General features: G+C 74.7%; 14 protein-coding genes. 10 read left to right on the forward strand and 4 right to left on the reverse strand.

Going from position 1 to position 20,910, the window contains the following annotated elements:
* Nucleotides 1-44: 44 nt before the first annotated feature.
* From ACFY29_RS07630 to ACFY29_RS07640, 3 genes are all read left to right on the forward strand, one after another.
* Nucleotides 45-605 (forward strand): helix-turn-helix domain-containing protein, encoded by a 561-nt coding sequence (locus ACFY29_RS07630; protein WP_386984132.1) that lies wholly within the window; start codon nucleotides 45-47, stop codon nucleotides 603-605.
* 385 nt (nucleotides 606-990) lie between these two features.
* Nucleotides 991-5,889, forward strand: a complete 4,899-nt coding sequence (locus tag ACFY29_RS07635) for a WG repeat-containing protein (RefSeq protein WP_386984134.1) — start codon at nucleotides 991-993, stop codon at nucleotides 5,887-5,889.
* A 45-nt stretch (nucleotides 5,890-5,934) separates the two neighbouring features.
* Nucleotides 5,935-6,933 carry an aldo/keto reductase family protein gene (locus ACFY29_RS07640; protein WP_328418973.1) on the forward strand — a complete coding sequence of 333 codons (999 nt, stop codon included), beginning with the start codon at nucleotides 5,935-5,937 and terminating at the stop codon, nucleotides 6,931-6,933.
* Nucleotides 6,934-6,997: 64 nt separating this feature from the next.
* Here ACFY29_RS07640 and ACFY29_RS07645 read toward each other — a convergent pair whose 3' ends face one another.
* Entirely contained in the window at nucleotides 6,998-7,795 is a 798-nt protein-coding gene (locus ACFY29_RS07645; protein ID WP_386984135.1) for a site-2 protease family protein, read from the reverse strand.
* Nucleotides 7,795-7,995 carry a hypothetical protein gene (locus ACFY29_RS07650; protein WP_007463228.1) on the reverse strand — a complete coding sequence of 67 codons (201 nt, stop codon included), beginning with the start codon at nucleotides 7,993-7,995 and terminating at the stop codon, nucleotides 7,795-7,797. Before ACFY29_RS07650 ends, ACFY29_RS07645 begins: the two co-directional genes overlap by 1 nt.
* 146 nt (nucleotides 7,996-8,141) lie before the next feature.
* Here ACFY29_RS07650 and ACFY29_RS07655 point away from each other — a divergent pair, with 146 nt between their 5' ends.
* The 4 genes from ACFY29_RS07655 to ACFY29_RS07670 all read left to right on the forward strand — a co-directional run bounded on the left by ACFY29_RS07655 (nucleotide 8,142) and on the right by ACFY29_RS07670 (nucleotide 14,102).
* Nucleotides 8,142-9,983 carry a protein kinase gene (locus ACFY29_RS07655; RefSeq protein ID WP_386984138.1) on the forward strand — a complete coding sequence of 614 codons (1,842 nt, stop codon included), beginning with the start codon at nucleotides 8,142-8,144 and terminating at the stop codon, nucleotides 9,981-9,983.
* Nucleotides 9,984-10,042: 59 nt separating this feature from the next.
* Nucleotides 10,043-11,977: a bifunctional adenosylcobinamide kinase/adenosylcobinamide-phosphate guanylyltransferase gene (locus ACFY29_RS07660; protein ID WP_386984140.1), complete on the forward strand. Its 1,935-nt coding sequence runs from the start codon at nucleotides 10,043-10,045 to the stop codon at nucleotides 11,975-11,977.
* On the forward strand, nucleotides 11,967-12,740 hold the full coding sequence (locus tag ACFY29_RS07665) for an adenosylcobinamide-GDP ribazoletransferase (RefSeq protein WP_386984142.1): 774 nt from the start codon (nucleotides 11,967-11,969) through the stop codon (nucleotides 12,738-12,740). Before ACFY29_RS07660 ends, ACFY29_RS07665 begins: the two co-directional genes overlap by 11 nt.
* 66 nt (nucleotides 12,741-12,806) lie before the next feature.
* A complete protein-coding gene (locus tag ACFY29_RS07670; RefSeq protein ID WP_386984144.1) occupies nucleotides 12,807-14,102 on the forward strand; it encodes a DUF2314 domain-containing protein in 1,296 nt (431 codons plus the stop codon).
* Nucleotides 14,103-14,132: 30 nt separating this feature from the next.
* On the opposite strand, the gene gcvT is transcribed toward ACFY29_RS07670, so the two are convergent.
* Entirely contained in the window at nucleotides 14,133-15,263 is a 1,131-nt protein-coding gene (gcvT, locus tag ACFY29_RS07675; protein ID WP_355604839.1) for a glycine cleavage system aminomethyltransferase GcvT, read from the reverse strand.
* 162 nt (nucleotides 15,264-15,425) lie between these two features.
* On the opposite strand from gcvT, the gene ACFY29_RS07680 reads away from it, so the two are divergent.
* Complete coding sequence (locus ACFY29_RS07680; RefSeq protein ID WP_386984145.1) at nucleotides 15,426-17,000, forward strand: leucyl aminopeptidase; 1,575 nt, start codon at nucleotides 15,426-15,428, stop codon at nucleotides 16,998-17,000.
* A 54-nt stretch (nucleotides 17,001-17,054) separates the two neighbouring features.
* On the opposite strand, the gene ACFY29_RS07685 is transcribed toward ACFY29_RS07680, so the two are convergent.
* Nucleotides 17,055-17,384, reverse strand: a complete 330-nt coding sequence (locus ACFY29_RS07685) for a hypothetical protein (protein WP_328418980.1) — start codon at nucleotides 17,382-17,384, stop codon at nucleotides 17,055-17,057.
* A gap of 177 nt (nucleotides 17,385-17,561) precedes the next feature.
* On the opposite strand from ACFY29_RS07685, the gene lpdA reads away from it, so the two are divergent.
* On the forward strand, nucleotides 17,562-18,953 hold the full coding sequence (gene lpdA / locus ACFY29_RS07690; protein ID WP_328418981.1) for a dihydrolipoyl dehydrogenase: 1,392 nt from the start codon (nucleotides 17,562-17,564) through the stop codon (nucleotides 18,951-18,953).
* A 67-nt stretch (nucleotides 18,954-19,020) separates the two neighbouring features.
* Nucleotides 19,021-20,847, forward strand: a complete 1,827-nt coding sequence (gene sucB, locus ACFY29_RS07695; protein WP_386984147.1) for a 2-oxoglutarate dehydrogenase, E2 component, dihydrolipoamide succinyltransferase — start codon at nucleotides 19,021-19,023, stop codon at nucleotides 20,845-20,847.
* Nucleotides 20,848-20,910 lie beyond the last annotated feature (63 nt).

Below are 20,910 nucleotides of genomic sequence, written 5' to 3' on the forward strand. Positions count from 1 at the left end.
ACCGGTGTTCGTCAAACCGAACGTAGATCCGATGGAGCGAACGCATGCCTCCCGAACCGGCCGCTCCCCTGGCCACGATCGCCGCCGCTCTGCGCCGGGAACGGGACCGAGTCGGCATCTCGCTGACCGAGCTCGCCCGCCGGGCGGGAGTTGCCAAGTCCACCCTCTCCCAACTGGAGTCGGGGACCGGGAACCCGAGCGTGGAGACGCTCTGGGCGCTCGGCGTGGCGCTCGGCGTGCCGTTCAGCCGGCTGGTTGAGCCTGCCGACGACGGCATCCGGGTGATCCGGGCCGGAGATGGGCCACGAGTCCGCTCCGAGCAGGCCGACTTCACCGGCACGCTGCTCAGCGCCGGAGCGGCGCACCTGCGCCGGGACATCTACCTGATCGACTTGGAGCCGGGCGCGGTCCGGGCCGCGGAAGGGCACACCCCCCGCAGCGTCGAGCACGTGGTGGTCGCCGCCGGCCGCCTGCGGGTGGGCCCCAAGGAGGGCACGGTCGACCTCGGCCCGGGCGACTACGCGACGTTCCCCGGCGACGCCCCGCACGCCTACGAGGCGTTGGTTCCCGGCACCTTCGCCGTACTCGTCATGGAACACCCCTGATCGAGCGCGGCCGGTCCCGCCCGGGCCGCTCCACCGGCGGGTCGGGTATCGTCGGAAACCAGATTCGGTTATCGGCCCAAATGTCCGAAACAGTAGGATAACGTTTGCGCCCGTGGGCAGTACCACAGTGGCGGTGAGCGAGCCCACGCCGTTACCCTCCATCCGCAGCCACGCCCTGCCGGAATGGGCGACTTGACCGGCACGCGGGGCCCCAGCGCGACAATTTGCAACGAGGTGACAACGCCGTGAGCGAGCGGACGCGAGCCGGCCACCGGGGCGTGGCAGGCGGCGACCGGACGCCCCGCGGTCACCGGGGCGCGCACGCGGACGGCCCGCCTCCTTCGGAGATCGGCCGACCGGCCGGGCTTGGCGACGGGTTCGGCGGATGAACGACCGCTACACCGACCGGTGGCGGGACCCGAACGAACCGTCCTGGGTGGTTGAACCGACCACCGAGTGGCATCCCCAGTTTCCCGGGCAGCGCTACCCCGGCGACATCGGCCTGTCCTACCAGCCGCCCCCGCCGCCGCGCGGTCGGGCGACCGTGGTCGGCCGTACCGAGGTGCCGCCGCTCGCACCCACCCGCCCGGACGGCACCTACCTCGGCCGGTCCTGGGCCGACGAGGAGCCGGCCGAGACGCCGGCCTACGGCCGGTCCCGGGGCGACGAGCGGCCGGCCGACGCCTCCGCCTACGGCCGGCCCGAGGCGGAGGCCCCGCGTTACGACCACGAGCCGTACCGCCGGCCGCTGCCCGAGCCGCCTCGGCGCGACGATCGCCGTTCCCCCGAGTCCGACCGGCGGACCGCCTGGTCCGACCGGCGCCCGAGTGACGACCGGGGACCGGCCCGGGAGGCCGCCTGGCACCGGGACCAGCCCGCCGAGCGGTACGACACCCGCCGACCCCGGCACGAGCCGGCCGACCGGGACCGGGGGCACTCGTCGGCGCCACCGGTGTCCCCCGCACCGCGGGCCCAGCCCGGCTGGGTGCCGGAGCCGGAGGAGGCGCCACGTCGGCGCGGCCCGCAGGAGCGACCGGCCGCCGGATACGACCGGCACCCCGACGACGGGTACGGCAACCGGCCCAACCGGGGCCGCGACGGCCGGACGGCCGACGGCTGGGCCGCCGACGGGGCCGGCCAGTGGGCGCCTGTGGACGGTCGCTCGCTCTACCGCGACGACCGGTACCCCGACCGGGCCGCCGAGGACGCCCGCCGCCCCGAGCGGAGTACAGACGACGCCCGCCGCCCCGAGCGGAGTACAGACGACGCCCGCCGCCCCGAGCGGAGTACAGACGACGCCCGCCGCCCCGAGCGGAGTACGGACGACGCGCGCCGCCCCGAGCGGGCTTCCGACGAGGCGCGGCCGGCGGCGCGAGCCCGCACGGACGCCGGAGTCGGCGCGCCCAGCGAGCGGCGGTACCAGCCCGACGAGCGGGTCAGCGCGCCGCAGACACCCGACGGTGGACGCCGCCGCCAGCCCGAACAGGAGACGCCCGGTCAACCTCGCCGGGACGACGAGCGGCGTCGACCCGACGCCGACCCGCACCGGCAGCAGCCCCGCGACGCGGCGGCCCGCGCCGAGGCGTACCCGGACCGGCGCCCCCGCGAGGAGAGCCGGCCGGAGGCCTACCGCGAGGAGGCCTACCGCGAGCCCCGGGCGCAGCCGGGCCACCGACCGGACGGCGGCCTGCCCTGGCCACCGCCGGGTCCGGTGCGCCCGGACCGCACGCGCGAGGCGGGCTACCGTGCCGAGCCGCACCAGATTGCCGAACCGCAGCGCGCCGCCGACTCAGGCCTCGCGTCGCGGCCGGCCACCCGGCCCGAGAGGCCACCGACCGCGCCGTCCCGGTACGACGACCGGCCGGCACGCCCCGCCGCCACGGCTCCGCCCGCACCGGCCACCTCCGGCCGGGCTGCCCCGGTCTCCCCGGAGCGACCGGTGTCGCCGGCACCCGTCTCCCCCGCCGCGCCCATCCGGGACCGGCCCATCTCGGCCGCCCCGATCTCTCCCGCGCCGACTGACCACGAGCGTCGACCGGCGGACCACACCCCGCCCGGTCGCCCGGATCGGGACCGGCCGGTGTCGGCGGCCCCGGTCTCCCCGGCGACGGACGTACCCGTCTCGGGTCCGCCGGCCGCCCGGCTCCGGCTGGAGTACCTGCCCGCGCCGGTGGACCCGCCGCTGCCCGACGAGCGCTCCGGCCCGCTGCCTCCCGAGCACCGGACGCCGACCGCACCGGCACCGACGGCCGGCGCACGGCCCACCGCGCCGCCGCGTTACCCCGGCCCGGGCACCGGCGACCGCCCGGCCGACCAGCGGCCCGGCGGGGAGCCGACCACGGACCGCCGCCCGACACCGCCGGAGCGGTCTGCCCCGTCGGGGGACGCGCGCCCGCCGGTCGCGCCGCCGCCCACCTGGCAGGCCCCGGAACCGCCGGCCACCCGGCCGACCCCGGCACCCACGGCCCAGGCATCCGCACCCGCCGACCCGGCACCCCCGGCGGACGCCGATCCGGTGCTTCCGATAGCTCCCGGCCGGCCGCGCCGCTACGTGCCACCCCCGCCGTCGTCGGAACCGCCGGTGGCGCCCGCTCCGGAGCCGGTCCAGGCTCCGGTCACCGGTGGACCGGCCGCCTGGTTCAGCCCCGCCCAAGCGGCGGAGTCCGACCAGGACGAGCCGGCGACGGACCGCCGACCGACCGACGCGGCCGACGATCGGCCCGCGGACGGCCAGGCCGGCTCCTCGACACCCACCAGAGCGGAGCGCGACCCGTCGACACCGGTAGCCGAACCGCCTGCCGACGGCTGGGCGACCGACCCGCGCCCCAATGCGACGGTCGAGCCGGCCATCGCGGCACCGGCACCGCAGGCCCAACCGGTCTCCGCACCGCCTGCGGGACCGGTCTCCGCACCGCCCGCGCGACCAGTCTCCGCACCGCCCGCGCGACCGGTCTCCGCACCGCCGGCCGAACCGGTCTCCGGCAACCGTGACCCCTGGACCGACGACATCGGCGCCGACCGGGAGTCCGCGGTCGGGTGGATACCGACCGAGGCGCCCGGACCGGTCTCCGCGCCACCGGCCCGCCCGGTCTCCGGACCGCCGATCCACCCGGTTTCGGCACCGCCGATCCACCCGGTCTCCGGTGCACCCCGCACCTGGGCGGACGACCTGCTCGACGACGCACAGCCAGCCGACGAGCCGACACCGACCGATGCCTCCCGGCCGGTCTCCGCTGCTCCGAGCGACGGAACGCGGCACTTCCAGACCGAACCCGCCGCCGAGGCCGACCACGAGTTCCCCGGCACGCCGAGCACGCCCACGTCCGACACACCTGCCGGCTGGGAGGGCGATCGCTTCGCCGACCCCGAGCCGCTGGACCGGCCGACATCGGCGCCGCCGGCGCCGATCGACGCGCAGGTGGACCGACCCGTCTCCGCACCCCCCGGAGCGGACACCGACCCGATCGAACGCGACCCGGCAGGCGAAGCGACCGCCGCGCCGCCCGACCCGCAGTCGGACGCGGCGGGCGGTCCGAGCACCGCCGGACCGGCGGCCGGTTCACAACCCGACGACTGGGCCGCTGCCGATGCGCCGCCGGCCCCACCGGCGCCGACCGACCACGACGCGGAGCACCCCGTCTCCGCGCCGCCCGTCTCCGCGCCGCCCGTCTCCGCGCCGCCCGTCTCCGCTCCACCCGCGACGTCCGTCTCCGACCTGCCTGCACCGCCGGTCTCGGCACCGCCCGCAGCATCTGTCTCCGCTCCGCCGGCAGCGTCGGTGTCCGCACCGCCGATCTCCGCGGTACCCGTCTCCGGGCCGCCGGTCTCCGGGCCGCCGGTCTCCGGACCGCCGGTCTCCGGACCGCCGGTCTCCGGGCCGCCGGCCACAACCGTTCCCGAGCCGCGGAACGGGTCAGCCGAGGAGAGCGTGCCGGTATCCGCGCCACCCGACACGGCGCCGCCAGCGGCGCCCCGCCGGACGCTGGCCGACCAGGGCGACCCGGAGCAGGTCCTTGCGGCGTACCGCTGGCGCCTGGACCCGGTCACCCTGCGCGAGGATCTGACGGAGCCGGACGACCTACGGGCGATCCGGCGGCGGCTGACCGAGAAGTTGGGCTCGGCCACCGACAACCGGTCCCGCGCCCGGCTGCTCAGTCTTCGGGCGGTGGCCTCCCGGATCCTCGGCGACCTGGACGACGCGCTGGCCGACGGCCGGCTCGCCCTCACCTACGCCGAGGCCACCGGCGAGCTGCGCCGGACCGCGCTGGCCCAGGCCCGGCTGGCCCACGTGCTGCGCTGGCGCGGGGACTTCCCCGAGGCCGACCAACTCTTCGCCCAGGCCAACTCCGTCGAACTGCCCGACCGGCTGCGGGCCGCGCTGCACGAACACGCCGGTCGGTCCTGCTACGACCAGGGCCGACTGATGGAGGCCTGCCAGCACTTCGAGCAGGCGCTCGACCTGCGCGGCGCCGGCGACGCCGACCTGCTGGACCGGATCCGGGTGGGCCTCGACGCGGTCACCACCCGGGCCGCGGCGGATGGCTTCGGGCCGTACCCCCGGGGTCGGGACGAGGTACTCGACCGCGACCGGCCCCCGCTGCCGGGGCGGGACGGACCGCTGTGGGGATACACCGACGCGGACGGTGACCTGGTCATCCCCGCCCGGTACGCCGAGGCGCAGCCGTTCCACGACGGGTTGGCCTGGGTCCGCCGGCCGGACACCGACCGGTGGTCGCTGATCAACCTGCTCGGTACGACGGTGATCCCGCCGACCTACCGCGCGGCGCGCCCGTTCAGCGACGGCCTTGCCTGGGTGGCGGACAACGCGAACGGCTGGCTGGCGATCGACGCGACCGGCGAGGTGCGGGTTCCGCCCGGTTTCGCCGACGTACGACCGTTCCGCCGTGGGGTGGCCGCGGTACGGCGCGAGGGGTGGGGTGCGGTCGACCGGACCGGCCGGATCGTGGTGCCGACCCGGCACCACGGCTTCGCCACCGAGCTGGCCGACGGCCAGCAGGTCGACGGCTTCACCGACGAGGGCCTCGCCGTGGTCGACGTGGCCGGCCGGCGCGGTGTGGTGGACCGCAGCGGCACCGTACTGGTCCCGCCGGCGCACCCGATGCTGGTCATCCACCCGGTGGCGTTCCTGGTCGGCAGCAGCACCGGGCGGTGGGGTGCACTCGACCGGCGTGGCGAGCCGCTGATCGACCCTGTACACCGCGATCGTGACGCGGTGCTGGCCGAGATCGACCGGCTGCTCACCGACGCCAACCCGGTGCTCTGATCGGCCGTTCAGAGTCCCGTAAACCAGCAGGGCTAGGGTCCAGTCATGGAATTCCGACACCTGGGCCGCTCCGGCCTGATGGTCAGCGAGATCTCGTACGGCAACTGGATCACCCACGGTTCGCAGGTCGAGGAGGACGCGGCGTTCGCCTGCGTCCGGGCCGCCCTCGACGCGGGCATCACCACCTTCGACACCGCCGACGTGTACGCCGGCACCCGGGCCGAGGACGTGCTCGGCCGGGCGTTGCAGAACGAGCGCCGCGAGGGCCTCGAAATCTTCACCAAGGTGTACTGGCCGACCGGACCGGGCCGCAACGACCGCGGCCTGTCCCGCAAGCACATCATGGAGTCGATCAACGGCTCGCTGCGCCGGCTGCGCACCGACTACGTGGACCTGTACCAGGCCCACCGGTACGACCACAGCACGCCGCTGGAAGAGACGATGGAGGCGTTCGCCGACGTCGTGCACTCCGGCAAGGCGCACTACATCGGCGTCTCCGAGTGGAGCGCGGAGCAGCTGCGCGCCGCTCACCCGCTCGCCCGGGAGCTGCACATCCCGCTGGTCTCCAACCAGCCGCAGTACTCGATGCTCTGGCGGGTCATCGAGGCCGAGGTCGTACCGGCCAGCGAGGAGCTGGGCATCGGCCAGATCGTCTGGTCGCCGATGGCGCAGGGCGTCCTGTCCGGCAAGTACCTGCCGGGGCAACCGCCGCCGGCCGGTTCCCGGGCCACCGACGAGAAGTCCGGTGCCGGCTTCATCTCCCGGTTCATGACCGACGAGGTGCTGACCCGGGTCCAGCAGCTCAAGCCACTGGCCGAGCAGGCCGGGCTGAGCATGGCCCAGCTCGCCGTGGCGTGGGTGTTGCAGAACCCGAACGTCTCCTCGGCGATCATCGGCGCGTCCCGCCCGGAGCAGGTGCACGACAACGTGAAGGCGGCCGGGGTGAAGCTCGACGCCGAACTGCTCAAGGCGATCGACGAGATCGTCGAGCCGGTCACCGAGCGCGACCCGGCGAAGACCGAGTCGCCCGCTCAGCGGCCCTGACGCCAGTCCGGTCCGGTCGGCGCGGGTCCGCGCCGGCCGGACCGGGTCGGTCAGCCCGAGACGATCAGCCCTGCCAGAAGCGGATCAGCTCGAGGCCGGTGGCGTAGAGCCAGGAGGGCAGGCCGAGCAGGTCCCCCACCGCGAAGACCGCGTCGAAGAACCAGCCACCGATGCGCGGGTTCCACAGCAGCGCGAAGAGCAGCAGGAAGCCGAACGGGGCGAACAGGTCGTACATCCGGCGCCACTGCGGGTTGAGCCACGGCTGGATCATGTTGCCGCCGTCCAGGCCGGGGACCGGCAGCAGGTTCAGCACGCTCGCGGTGAGCTGGAGGAACGCCAGCAGCGCCACTCCGGCCCAGAACTCCACCGGGCCGCCCGACTGGGTGCCGAACCGTATCGCCACCACCAGCACCAGCGTGAACAGCACGTTGGTCGCCGGGCCGGCGAGGCTGACCAGGGTGTGCCGCAGCCGGCCCGGGATGGCGTGCCGATCCACCCACACCGCACCGCCGGGCAGGCCGATGCCGCCGAGCAGCACCACCGCCACCGGCAGCACGATCGACAGCAGCGGGTTGGTGTACTTCAACGGGTTGAGCGTCAGGTAGCCGCGGTGGGCGATGTCCCGGTCGCCGGCCCGGTAGGCCACCACCGCGTGGGCGTACTCGTGCAGGCAGAGCGAGACCAGCCACCCGGAAACCACGAAGAGGAACACGTCGAACCGGACGTTGCCGTACCCGTTCCAGGTCAGCACCCCGCTGACCGCGAAGAGGGCGACCAGGCCGAGGAAAATCGGGCTGGGCCGGAACGCCTCCCGCGGCACCCCGAGCACCAGCCGCTCCCCACCCGGCCGGTCGTAGCCCATCACTCGGCCGTGGGCAGCAGGCTCATCCGGTAGTCCACCCGGTCGTCCTCCACGAGCGCGACCGAGGTGACGCCGGACGCCGCGAGCTCCCGCCAGGTCTGACCGATCCAGGATTCGGCGTCGGCCTGGCTGCCGAACGACTCCGCCGGTCCCTCGACCGTCTGGCCGTCCGTGCCCTCGTACCGCCAGCTCCACGCCATGCCGCGTCTCCCCTCGCCGCTGAAGTCCCCGTGGGACGAACCCTCGCCAGCGTAGTCGGCCCGGCGTGGAACGACCGCTCGCTCGCCTTCGACCGCGACCCATGGGTTGATCGATCCCCGTCGGGGCCGGCCGGTACGGTGGCCCAGTGCTGACACGGGGAGTGCTGCTCGGCGACCGGTACCGGCTGGGAGAGCGGGTGGCGACGGGCGGGATGGGCGCGGTCTGGCGCGGCACCGACGTGATGCTGGAGCGCGAGGTGGCGGTGAAGGTGCTGCTGCCGTCGCTGGTCGCCGACCCGGAGTTCACCGCCCGGTTCCGGGCCGAGGCACGGATGCTGGCGGCGCTGCGGCATCCCGGCGTGGTCGCCGTGCACGACGTCGGGCAGACCGCCCTCGCCGACGGCAGCCGGGTCGACTACCTGGTGATGGAGTACGTCGAGGGCGAGCCGTTGAGCGCCCGGGTGCGCGGGGTGGGTCGACTGGACCCGGCCACCACCATGTCGGTGCTGGCGCAGGCGGCGGACGCGCTGCACACCGCCCACCTCGCCGGCATCGTGCACCGGGACGTGAAGCCGGGCAACCTGCTGGTCAAGGCCGACGGCCGGGTGGTGCTGGTCGACTTCGGCATCGCCCGCTCGAGCACCATGGCCGGGCTCACCGCCGCGAACATGGTGCTCGGCACCGCCTCGTACATGTCGCCCGAGCAGGCCACCGGGCAGCGGGTCTCCCCCGCCACCGACGTCTACGCGCTTGGCGCGGTGGCGTACTTCTGCCTGGCCGGGCAGCCGCCGTTCGACGGCGACAACCCCCTCGCGGTGGCGCTGCGGCACGCCCAGGAGGAACCGGCGCCGCTTCCGTCGGACACCCCGCCAGCGGTGGCGGCGGTGGTCGCCCGCGCGCTGGCCAAGCGCCCCGCGGACCGCTACACCAGCGCCGCCGAGCTGGCCGGCGCCGCCGCCGACGCCCGCGACGCGACCCTGGCCAGCATCCCGCTCGCCGCCCGCCCACCGTGGGCGCTGGCCGCCCCCACCCCATCCGTCCCGGGCCCGACCCCGCCGGCCGTCGCGCCGCCCGTCCCGAGCCCCACCCCGCCGGACGTCGCGCCGCCCGTCCCGAGCCCCACCCCACCGCCCGTCCTGGGACCCACCCCGCGGGCCATCCCGACCCCCGCGCCGACGCCATCGGCCCCGCCCACGGACCCGCGGCCCCGAGCGGCCTTCGGGACCGAACCGGTGGGGACCGGGCAGACCCGGGAGGACCCGTTCCGGACCGGGTCGGCCCGGCGGCGCGGGCCACTGCTGGTCGGGGTCGGTGCGGTCGTCCTCGTCGCGCTGGTCGCCGGGGCCGTGGCGGCACTGCGGCCCGGCTCCGACCCTGGTGGAACGGACGGTCCGCCGGCACTGGCCGGCGAATCGGTGTCGGCCGCGGAGGTCCCGCTGCCGAGCGGGGACGCGACCAGCCCGGGGCCCCTGCCCAGCGGCACGCCGGGCGCCAGCCGGACCGCGACCGCCGCACCGACCGGCGCCAGCGGCCAGCCCGGCGCGCCGGGCAGCGGTGCCCCGGCCCCACGCACCACGGCGCCGGGGACCACGCCGACCGGGGGGGCCAGCGGCCAGCCGACGTCCAGCGGCAGCCCGGCGGGCCGGCCCAACCCGTACACGGCGGCGCAGGCGTGCGGCAGCGGCTACCAGGTGATCGACTCAGCGACGCTGACCGGCGGTGACGGCCGCCGCCGGGGGCGGGTCTACCTGCTCTACCACTCGGGCAACGGCAACAACTGCGTGGTCACCCTCAAGGACACCGCGGTCGGCACGCCGTCGGCGGCGTCGGCGTACCTGGAGGTCCAGGGACGGGCCCGCAGCACCGACAGCGGGTCCTTCGACTACTACGCCGGGCCGTTGCGGGCCAGCGCCGCCGGGAAGTGTGTGAAATGGGGTGGCGCCACCGGCGGGGTCAGCTACGGCAGCGGGTTCGAACACTGCGACTGATCAACCGCGAGCGCCGGGCCGGCAGGCAGCGGGACGCCGGGCGGCCTTAAGGTACGGGCATGTCCGTAGACGGGTGGAACACGGTCCTGGTGCTCGGCGGTATCCGGTCCGGCAAGTCCGAGTTCGCCGAGTCCCTGGTCACCGACGCACCGGTGGTCCGCTACCTCGCCACCGCGCCCGAGGGTGACCCGGACGACACCGAGTGGGCGACCCGGCTCGCCGCGCACCGCGCCCGGCGGCCGGGCAGCTGGACCACCGAGGAGACGGCGGCCGAGCCACGGCGTCTGGCCGACGTGCTCGCGTCCGCACAGCCCAACGAGACGCTGCTGGTGGACGACCTGGGCGGCTGGGTGACGGTGCTGCTCGACCCGGATCACCAGCCCGCCGACGACGTGGCGACGATCGCCGAGCTGGCCGAGGCGATCCGCACCTGCTCGGCGCGGGTGGTGCTGGTCAGCCCCGAGGTGGGGCTGTCACTGGTGCCGACCACACCGCTGGGCCGGGCGTTCACCGACGCGCTCGGCGCGGCCAACCGCGCGGTCGCCGACGCCTGCGACGCTGTGGTGCTGGTGGTCGCCGGCCAGCCGGCCTGGCTGAAGCCGGCCGTCGCGCCCGCGAGCACCGCCGGGGCCGAGCCCGCGAGCGCCGCGACCGTGACCGAGCCGGCCGGCTCCCGGGCGGTCGTCTCCGCGCCGGTCGTCGTCAGCCTGGCCGACACCGAGCCGACCCCCGAGGTGCAGCTACCGGACGTGCTGACCCACGCGCCGCCGGTCGCCCCCAACCAGGAGCCGGGCAACCCCTGGGCCGCGCCCACCATGGCGCTGCCGATGGTGGCCACCGGACTGGTCATCCAGCCGGGCATGGAGCTGCCGATGCCCGACGAGTACACCGGCCCGCAGGCGGTGGACCGGCTGGCCACGCTGGACGTTCCCGGTGCCGGGCTGGGTGTGCTGGACCGGGTGGTCGGCTTCGCCGCCGCCACCCAGGGCACCTCGACCCCGGTCGCCTGGGGCTCGGTGCGGGTGCTGCTGTTGCACGGCGACCACGCTGGCGGGGCGTCCGCCGGCACCGTCGCCGGCGATTCGGCACGCCGGGCCGTGCAGGCCCGCGCCGGCCGGGGCGCGTTGGCCCGGCTGGCCGCCGAGAGCGGCGCCAGCCTGCAGGTGGTGGACACTCCGGCCGCGGCGCCGATGGAGGACCAGCCGGCGCTCGCGCCGGAGCAGGTGGAGTCGGCGCTGCGCTACGGCTGGAGGTTGGCCGAGCAGGCCGCCGACGCCGGCGTACAGCTGCTGGTGCTGGGCGCGTGCGGAGCTGGCACCGAGGCGGCCGCCGCGGCGGTGCTGGCGGCCACCGCGGGCGCGGAGCCGCAGGCCGTGCTCAGCCGGGTGATCACCGACTCCGGCGAGATCGACGACGCGGCCTGGATGATCCGCTGCGCGGCGGTACGCGACGCGCTGCACCGCACCCGTCGCTCGCCGCGTACCGCCAAGGACGTGCTGGCCGAGCTGGGCGGCGGCGACGTTGCCGTGGCCACCGGCGTGCTGCTCGGTGCCACCGCCCGCCGGGTGCCGGTGCTGCTGGACGGGCCGGTCGGGCTGGCCGCCGGCATGGTCAGCCGCGATCTGGCCGGGCAGGCACGGCACTGGTGCCTGCTCGCCGACCACGGCGGGCACCCGGCGGTGCGGCTGGCCGCCGACGTGCTCGGCCTCACCCCGCTGCTCGACCTGCGGCTGGACCTCGGCGAGGGGGCGAACGCACTGGTCGCGCTCCCGCTGCTGCGTTCGGTGCTGGCGCTGGCCGCCGCGCTGCCGGTCCACCCGTCGCTCGGCGGCGGAGAGCCGGAGCCGGCCCCCGAGGAGCCGGAGTACACCGATCCGGAGTACGCCGACCGGGAGTACACCGATCCGGAGTTCATCGAGCCGGAGCCGGACGGACCGGGCCCGGCCAGCACCGGGGCGGACGAGCAGCCGGCGTCGGGCTGGCGTGCCGGCTGACTCGCGGCTCGTCGCGGGGGCCCGGCTGGCGGTCACCACGTTCACCACCCTGCCGGTACGGGCCGGGCGGATCGACCGCCCGGTGGCCGGCGCCGCGATGGCGCTCGCCCCGGCGGTCGGCGCGCTGCTCGGCGTACTGCTGGCCGGCGTATTGCTGCTGGCCGGCGCGCTTGCTCCCCCGCTGGTGGCCGCCGGTGTGACCGTGGGCGCCGCAGCCCTGCTCACCCGAGGGCTGCACCTGGACGGGCTGGCCGACACCGTGGACGCGCTCGGCTCGTACCGGCGGGGCGCGGCGGCGCTGGAGATCATGAAGAAACCGGACGTCGGCCCGTTCGGGGTGGTCGCCCTGGTGGTCGTCCTGCTGGTGCAGGCGGCGGCACTCGCCGAGCTGGCCGGGCGGTCCTGGCCGGCCTGCCTCGCGGCGGTGGTCGCGGCGACCGCCGCCGGGCGGCTCGGCGTGACGGTGGCCTGCCGGCGGGGCGTGCCGGCTGCCCGGCCGGACGGGCTGGGCGCCATAGTGGCCGGCACGGTCGGCCCGGCCGCGCTGGCCGCCGGCGCGGTCGCCGTCGTGCTGCTGGCGGTGCCGGCGGTGCCGGACCGGCCCTGGCAGGGGCCGCTGGCCGTCGCCGTCGCACTCGCCGTCGCGGTGCCGCTGCTCACCCACGTGGTACGCCGGCTCGGCGGGATCACCGGCGACGTGCTCGGCGCGACCGTAGAGGTGGTCACCACGCTGGTCTACGTCGGTCTGGTGCTGTCCGGCTGAACCCGTCGAGGCCGGCCGGGTAGCGTTCGCCTCGACAGCACCGGCGCGGCCACCGGGGGACAAAGAATGCTCATCACGGACGACTTCCTGCCCGTACCGGTCCCGGAGTCGCTCAGCGCGACCTACCTGGTGCCGATGGCGGGGCTACCGAAGGTCAGCGCGAAGACCGCTGTGGCGGCGCTGACCGGCCGGCTGGCCGAGCCGGTGCACGGGTTGGCCCGGCAGATGCTGGACAGCCCGCTGATGAGCGTGGACACCCGGCCGATCGCGGAGTTCCCCGAGCTACCACCGGACCTGCTCACCGCGTTCGGCGCCACCGAGGCGCAACTGGCGCGGCTCGCCGCGGCAAGTCACCTGGTGGTGGTGCAGGCCGAGTACCGGCCCGGCTGGCCGCCCGCGCACGAGTGGGCGGCCCGCGCGGTCGCGGCTGCCGTGGCGGAATCCGTCGACGGCGACGTGGTGGACGTCTTCGGCCTGCAGTTCCTCGACCCGGCGACCGCGCTGCGCTCGCTCCCCGATGAGCAGGGCCGGATCCGGTTGGTGGACTGGGTGCTGGTGCCGTACTCCTCGGATGTGGAGGGTCTGTGGTTCACCACCAAGGGGCTGCGCCGCTTCGGGCTGCTGGAGTTGCAGACCCAGGGGGTGCCCGACCACCTCACCCGGGCCTGGGGCGCGGTGATGACCGGGGCGGCGCGACGGCTGCTGCGGGACTGGACCGACGGGCTCAACGGCGAGGAGGTGCCGGCGTTCGTGCAGTTGCCGGTGCTGGCCACGGTGACCGGGCATGACATCGCGGTGGCGTACGGCAACCCGGACCAGCACGGGGCGACCGCCCCGGTGCTGCTGCGCCTTGAGTTGGACCCGGCGACCGACCCGGAGGCCGACTCGTTCCTCAGCCTGCGCCCGCCGCCCGGGCATCCCGGTCCGGACGGGCGCTACTACGCGGCCGCCTGCGCGACGCTGTTCGCCGGGATCCAGCCGGACGTGCGCTACGCGCGCTCCGGCGACGCGATGAGCCGGGCGGTCGCCACTGCCCGGGCCGCGCTGGGCGACGCCCGGACCCGGTTCGTCGCCGGTCACCTGCCGGCGGAGTCACAGCTGGTGGTCAAGTACGGCCTGCCCGGCGACGACGGTCCGGAGTACGTCTGGGCGGGCGTCACGTCGTGGGAAGCCCCGGAGCGGATCGTGGGCGTCAGCGCCAGCGACGCGGCCACCGACTCCTCGGTGCGAATCGGCGTCCCGGTCGTGGTGGAGGCGACCGACGTGGTCGACTGGGCGGTGCTGGACGCCACCGGCGTCATCGAGGGCGGCTGGACCCAGGCCGTCCTCGACTCCGGCGAACCCCCGACCCCCACCCCCTGACCCCTCCCGGGGCCAGAGGTGGGGCAGCGGTTATTTGACTGAGGGGTTGACGAACGGGGGGCGGGTCACCTGCATGGGTGCCCGGCGGCCGCGGATCTCGATCTCGACGAGGTCGCCGTCGGCGAGCTTGGCGTCGGTGTCCAGCAGGGCCAGCGCGATGCCCTGCTTGCGGGTCGGTGAGAAGGTGCCGCTGGTCACCGTGCCGACCTGCGCGTCGCCGACGTGCAGGGTCATCCCGGGCCGCGGAATGGCCCGGTCGACGGCCACCAGGCCGCGCAGCGTACGGCGAGGGCCGGCGGCCTTCTCGGCGAGCAGGGCGTCGCGGCCCCAGAAGGCCGGCTTGTCCCAGCCAACCGCCCACCCGGAGCGGGCCTGCACCGGGGTGATCTCCAGGGACAGGTCCTGCCCGTGCAGCGGGTAGCCCATCTCGGTACGCAGCGTGTCCCGGGCGGCCAGCCCGCAGGCACGCAGCTCGAAGCTCTCGCCTGCGGCGAAGAGCGCATCCCAGACCGGGACCGCGTGCTCCGCCGGCACCACCAGCTCGTAGCCCAGCTCGCCGGTGTAGCCGGTGCGGCAGACCGTCAGCTCCACCCCGGCCAGGCTGGCGGCGGAGAAGCTCATGTAGCCGTGCTCGGTGGGCAGGCCGAGGGCGGCCAGCAGCTCCGCCGAGCGCGGGCCCTGCACGGCCAGCACCGCGTACGCCTGGTGCTCGTCGGTGACGGTGATCTGCTTCGGCGCGGCGGCGCGCAGCCGGCGCACGACCTCGGCGGTGTTCGCGGCGTTCGGGATGAGGAAGACGTGGTCGTCGGCGTACAGGTAGGCGATGATGTCGTCCACCACGCCGCCGGTCGCGTCGTCGCAGCAGAGCGTGTACTGCGCCCGACCCGGACCGATCCGGCCCAGGTCGTTGCTGAGGCAGGCGTTGACGAACTCGGCCGCGCCGGGGCCGCTCACCCGGGCCTTGCCCAGGTGCGACACGTCGAAGACCCCCACCGCCGTACGCACCGCGGCGTGCTCCTTGAGCACCCCGCCGCCGGCGTACTCCAGCGGCATCTCCCAGCCCCCGAAGGGGGCGAACTTGGCACCGAGAGCGGTGTGCCGCTCGTGCAGCGGGGAACGGCGCAGCCGGGTCTCGGCGGCGGAGGAGGTCACGTCGGTCATGGGTGGCAACTTACCGGGGGCAACGCCGCTGGTTAGCATCGGCGGGACCCTGTCAGCGCCATCGACGGGACAGCCCTGACGTCCGGCGGGTAGGTTCCGCCGGAGACCTTCATCGCCGGTACGCGACGACGCGGCCGGCCCGGCCCGCCCGGAGTAGCTTCAGTGACATCACCCCGCACCACCACCCTGAGCCTGGTCGACACCGACCCGGCGGAACTCGCCGTCGACGCGATCGTGATCGGCGTGCACAGCCAGCCCGGAGAGCAGGACGCCACCAGCGGCCGCACCGGCACCCTGCTGCTCGCCAGCGGCGCGGAGAGCATCGCCGCCGCGTTCGACGGCAAGCTGACCGAGACCCTGGCGCTGCTCGGCGCGACCGGTGGCCCGGGCGAGGTGATCAAGCTGGCCACGCTGGGCACGATCACCGCCCCGGTGGTCGCCGCGGTCGGGCTCGGCCCGGAGCCGTCGGGTGCCGCCCCGGCACCGGAGACGCTGCGCCGGGCGACCGGTGCAGCGATCCGGGCTCTGGCCGGCGCACCGAAGGTGGCCCTGGCCATGCCGCTGCCGGACGACGCCGACGCGCCGGCCGCCCTGCGCGCGGTCGCGGAGGGCGCGCTGCTCGGCGGGTACCGGTTCGCCGGCTACAAGACCCGGCCGCAGCCGGCCCGGCGGGAGCCGGTGGCCGAGGTGCTGGTCGCGGTGCCGGACGCCGGTGACGAGGGCGCCCAGGCCGAGATCAGCCGGGCGCAGGTGGTGGCCGGCGCGGTCCGGCTCAGCCGGGACTGGGTGAACACCGCGCCGAACGAGCTGCGTCCGCCGTCGTTCGCCGAAGCCGTGGCCGACGCCGCCCGTGCCGCGGGCCTCGGCGTCGAGGTGCTGGACGAGGCGGCGCTGGTCGCTGGCGGGTACGGCGGCATCGTCGCGGTCGGGCAGGGTTCGGAGGCTCCGCCGCGGCTGGTGAAGCTGACCTACACCCCGCAGGGTGGCGGCAACGGCAAGCGGGTCGCGCTGGTCGGCAAGGGGATCACGTTCGACACTGGCGGCATCTCGATCAAGCCGGCGCAGGGCATGTGGGAGATGAAGTCCGACATGGCGGGCGCCGCCGCGGTGGGCGCCGCCATGCTGGCGATCGCCGGGCTCAAGCCGGCGGTGGCGGTCAGCGCCTACCTGCCGATGGCGGAGAACATGCCGTCGGGCACCAGCTACCGGCCGGGCGACGTGATCAGCATGTACAGCGGCAAGAAGGTGGAGGTGCTCAACACCGACGCCGAGGGCCGGATGATCCTGGCCGACGCGATCGCCCGCGCCTGCGAGGACGGCACCGACTACCTGTTCGAGACCTCCACCCTGACCGGCGGCCAGGTCATCGCGCTCGGCAAGCGGATGGCCGGCGTGATGGGCACCCCCGAGCTGTGCGAGCGGGTCCGGACGGTCGGCGACGCGGTCGGCGAGCCGGCCTGGCCGATGCCGCTGCCGGACGACGTGCGCAAGGGCATGGACTCCGACGTGGCGGACATCTCGCAGGTCAACGCCGGGATGGACCGGGCCGGTCACATGCTGCAGGGCGGCGTGTTCCTGCGCGAGTTCGTGACCGACGACGTGGCGTGGGCGCACATCGACATCGCCGGGCCGGGCTACCACTCCGGCGAGCCGACCGGCTACTGGACCAAGGGCGGCACCGGCGTGCCGGTCCGCACCCTGGTGCAGCTGGTCGAGGACGTCGCCGTCAACGGCTGACCGTCAGAAGACCGACGACCGGGGCGCCCCCAAACGGGGGCGCCCCGGTCGCGTTCAGTACCGCTCGGGGCGGCGCTTGCGGCGCTCGTTGAAGTCGCGCATGCGCTGCGGGTAGCCCATCAGCCGGACGTCGTACACCGGGATGCCCATCCGGTACGCGAAGCGCCGGGCGCCGTCCGGGCCGTCGACGCGCCGGCGGGTCCACTCCCCGTCGTCGGCGATCAGGATGACCGTGGTCTCGGTCACCGTCGTCCGCGGCTCGATGAACGCCTCGACGCCGCGCCGGCTCCGGACAAAGTTCTCCAGATGGTCGAGGTCGCCACGATCGGCCGCGCGGTCGTGGCTCGACACACGCGCCTGTTTACGGCGGCGGAACAATCCCACCGGACCTCTCCCCCACGTTTGTCATCGATAACGGTGCCAAGGGTACGTGTCACCGACGTGTCGTTGGGCACCTCGGTACGCACCCTGTGCCCAGTGGTGACAAGATGACCGAGGTGGGGTGTGTCCCTGTTACACCTCTGTGACCCCCGATGCAGTGACGCGACCTGGGAGTTGGACGTGAGCGAGCCGAACGACGCAACCTTCGACATCGTCATCCTCGGAGGTGGCAGCGGCGGCTACGCGACCGCCCTGCGTGCCGTCCAACTGGGCCTGACGGTCGCCCTGGTCGAGAAGGGCAAGCTCGGCGGCACCTGCCTGCACAACGGCTGCATTCCGACCAAGGCGCTGCTGCACGCGGCGGAGATCGCCGACCAGACCCGCGAGTCGGAGCAGTTCGGTGTGAAGGCCGAGCTGGTCGGGATCGACATGGCCGGGGTCAACGCGTACAAGGACGGGGTGGTCTCCCGCCTGTACAAGGGCCTGCAGGGCATGCTCAAGGGCAACAAGTCGATCACCATCGTCGAGGGGCGCGGCACGCTGGTCGCGCCGAACACCGTCGAGGTGGACGGCAAGCGCTACACCGGCCGCAACGTGGTGCTGGCCTCCGGCTCGTACGCCAAGAGCCTGCCCGGCCTGGAGGTCGACGGCGAGCGGATCCTGACCAGTGACCACGCCCTGGTTCTGGACCGGATCCCCGCCTCCGCGATCGTGCTCGGTGGCGGTGTGATCGGCGTCGAGTTCGCCAGCGTGTGGAAGTCCTTCGGGGTGGACGTGACGATCGTCGAGGCGCTGCCCCGCCTGGTGGCCGCCGAGGACGAGGAGTCGTCGAAGGCGCTGGAGCGGGCGTTCCGTAAGCGGAAGATCAACTTCAAGGTCGGCAAGCCGTTCGAGAAGGTCGAGAAGACCGAGAACGGCGTCAAGCTGACCATCCAGGGCGGCGAGACCGTCGAGGCCGAGCTGCTGCTCGTCGCCGTCGGTCGCGGCCCGAACACCGCCAACCTCGGGTACGAGGAGCAGGGCGTCAAGATGGACCGCGGCTACGTGCTGACCGACGAGCGGCTGCGCACCAGCGTGCCGAACGTCTACGCGGTCGGCGACATCGTGCCCGGCCTCCAGCTCGCGCACCGCGGCTTCCAGCAGGGCATCTTCGTCGCCGAGGAGATCGCCGGCCAGACCCCGGCCGTGATCGACGAGGTCGGCATCCCGCGGGTCACCTACTCCGACCCGGAGCTGGCGTCGGTCGGCCTGACCGAGGCGAAGGCCAAGGAGCAGTACGGCGCCGACAAGGTGAAGACGTACAACTACAACCTGGGTGGCAACGGCAAGAGCCAGATCCTCAAGACCGCCGGCTTCGTGAAGCTGGTCCGGGTGGACGACGGCCCGGTGGTCGGCGTGCACATGGTCGGCGCCCGGGTGGGTGAGCTGGTCGGCGAGGCGCAGCTCATCTACAACTGGGAGGCCTACCCGGCCGAGGTCGCCCAGCTCGTGCACGCCCACCCGACCCAGAACGAGGCCCTGGGCGAGGCGCACCTGGCCCTCGCCGGCAAGCCGCTGCACGCGCACGCCTGACCACGACAACCCGCGGCGTCCGGCGACGGGCGAAGATCCCACCAGGGGAATGAAGGAGTCTCAGAAAATGCCGGTATCGGTCACCATGCCCCGGCTCGGCGAGAGCGTCACCGAGGGCACCGTCACTCGCTGGCTCAAGCAGGAGGGCGACACGGTCGAGGTCGACGAGCCCCTGCTCGAGGTCTCGACCGACAAGGTCGACACCGAGATCCCGTCGCCTGCGGCGGGCGTGCTGAGCCGCATCGTGGTCGGCGAGGACGAGACCGCCGAGGTTGGCAGCGAGCTGGCCGTCATCGCCGGTGAGGGCGAGTCGGCGGGTGGCGGCGAGGCCGCCCCGCAGGAGCAGCAGCAGGCCCCGGCCGAGTCGGTCGAGCCGGCCGCCGAGCCGACGGCCGCCGCCGAGGGCACCACCGCCGAGGTGGCCCAGGACGAGGCGCCGGCTCCGGCCGCCGCGCCTTCGGGCGAGGGCACCGCGGTGAAGATGCCGGCCCTGGGCGAGAGCGTCACCGAGGGTACGGTCACCCGCTGGCTCAAGCAGGTCGGCGACACCATCGAGGTGGACGAGCCGCTGCTGGAGGTCTCCACCGACAAGGTGGACACGGAGATCCCGTCGCCGGTCGCCGGCACGGTGCTGGAGATCAAGGTCCCCGAGGACGAGACCGCGGCGGTCGGCGCCGACCTGGCGATCATCGGCGTTGCCGGTGCGGCCCCCGCGCCGGCGAAGCCGGAGCCGAAGCCCGAGCCGCAGGCGGAGGCCAAGCCGGCGCCCAAGGCCGAGCCGAAGGTCGAGGAGCCGACCCCCGGCACGTCGTACAACGAGCCGGCCGCGGCGGCCGAGACCTCGGCGCAGCCGGCGAAGGCCGAGCAGGCCGCGCAGCCGTCCGCGCCGACCCCGACGCCGCAGCGCCCGTCCGCTCCGGCGCAGGGTGGCGGCGAGGAGGCAGCCGGTTACGTCACTCCGCTGGTGCGCAAGCTGGCCAGCGAGCACGGCGTCGACCTGTCCTCGCTCAACGGCACCGGCGTGGGTGGTCGGATCCGCAAGCAGGACGTGCTGGAGGCGGCCGAGAAGGCGAAGGCGGCCAAGGCCGCCCCCGCCGCGCCGCAGCCGGCCGCCGCCGCCGCGGCCCCGGCCCCGGCCAAGCCGGTCGCGAAGCCGCAGCCGAGCGGCAAGCGGGGCACCACGGAGAAGCTCACCCGGATCCGTAAGGCCATCGCCACGCGGATGCAGGAGTCGCTGCACGAGATGGCGCAGCTCACCACGGTGATCGAGGTGGACGTCACCCGGATCGCCAAGCTGCGGACGCAGGCGAAGGACTCCTTCCAGCAGCGGCACGGCGTGAAGCTGTCCTTCCTGCCGTTCTTCGCTCTCGCCGCCGTCGAGGCGCTGCAGACGTACCCGATCGTCAACGCCCGGATGGACCTGGCGGGCGGCACGATCACCTACCCGGAGGCGGAGCACCTCGGCATCGCCGTGGACACCGAGCGGGGCCTGCTGGTTCCGGTCATCCACAACGCCGGCGACCTCAACCTGGGCGGCATCGCCAAGCGGGTCGCGGACCTGGCCGAGCGGACCCGGACCAACAAGATCAGCCCGGACGAGATCGCCGGGGCGACCTTCACGCTGACCAACACGGGCAGCCGGGGCGCTCTCTTCGACACCCCGATCGTGCCGTCGCCGCAGTCGGCGATGCTCGGCACCGGTGCCGTGGTCAAGCGGCCGGTCGTGGTCAACGACCCGGATCTGGGCGAGGTCGTGGCGGTCCGGTCGATGGTCTACCTGGCCCTGTCCTACGACCACCGGCTGATCGACGGCGCCGACGCGGCCCGCTTCCTGGCCGCGGTCAAGGAGCGGCTGGAGGCCGGCAACTTCGAGTCGGAGCTGGGCCTGGCCTGATTCCGAGCCAACCGAAAGGGCGCCCCGGTCGTCGACCGGGGCGCCCTTTCGTCGTTCGTGGTG

Source organism: Micromonospora sp. NPDC000668 (genome assembly GCF_042897975.1).
Classification (GTDB): domain Bacteria; phylum Actinomycetota; class Actinomycetes; order Mycobacteriales; family Micromonosporaceae; genus Micromonospora.

Coding starts and splice junctions, on each gene's coding strand:
- ACFY29_RS07630 (WP_386984132.1), top strand. CDS start 45: ATGCCTCCCGAACCGGCCGCTCCCCTGGCCACGATCGCCGCCGCTCTG.
- ACFY29_RS07635 (WP_386984134.1), top strand. CDS start 991: ATGAACGACCGCTACACCGACCGGTGGCGGGACCCGAACGAACCGTCC.
- ACFY29_RS07640 (WP_328418973.1), top strand. CDS start 5,935: ATGGAATTCCGACACCTGGGCCGCTCCGGCCTGATGGTCAGCGAGATC.
- ACFY29_RS07645 (WP_386984135.1), bottom strand. CDS start 7,795: ATGGGCTACGACCGGCCGGGTGGGGAGCGGCTGGTGCTCGGGGTGCCG.
- ACFY29_RS07650 (WP_007463228.1), bottom strand. CDS start 7,995: ATGGCGTGGAGCTGGCGGTACGAGGGCACGGACGGCCAGACGGTCGAG.
- ACFY29_RS07660 (WP_386984140.1), top strand. CDS start 10,043: ATGTCCGTAGACGGGTGGAACACGGTCCTGGTGCTCGGCGGTATCCGG.
- ACFY29_RS07670 (WP_386984144.1), top strand. CDS start 12,807: ATGCTCATCACGGACGACTTCCTGCCCGTACCGGTCCCGGAGTCGCTC.
- gcvT (WP_355604839.1), bottom strand. CDS start 15,263: ATGACCGACGTGACCTCCTCCGCCGCCGAGACCCGGCTGCGCCGTTCC.
- sucB (WP_386984147.1), top strand. CDS start 19,021: ATGCCGGTATCGGTCACCATGCCCCGGCTCGGCGAGAGCGTCACCGAG.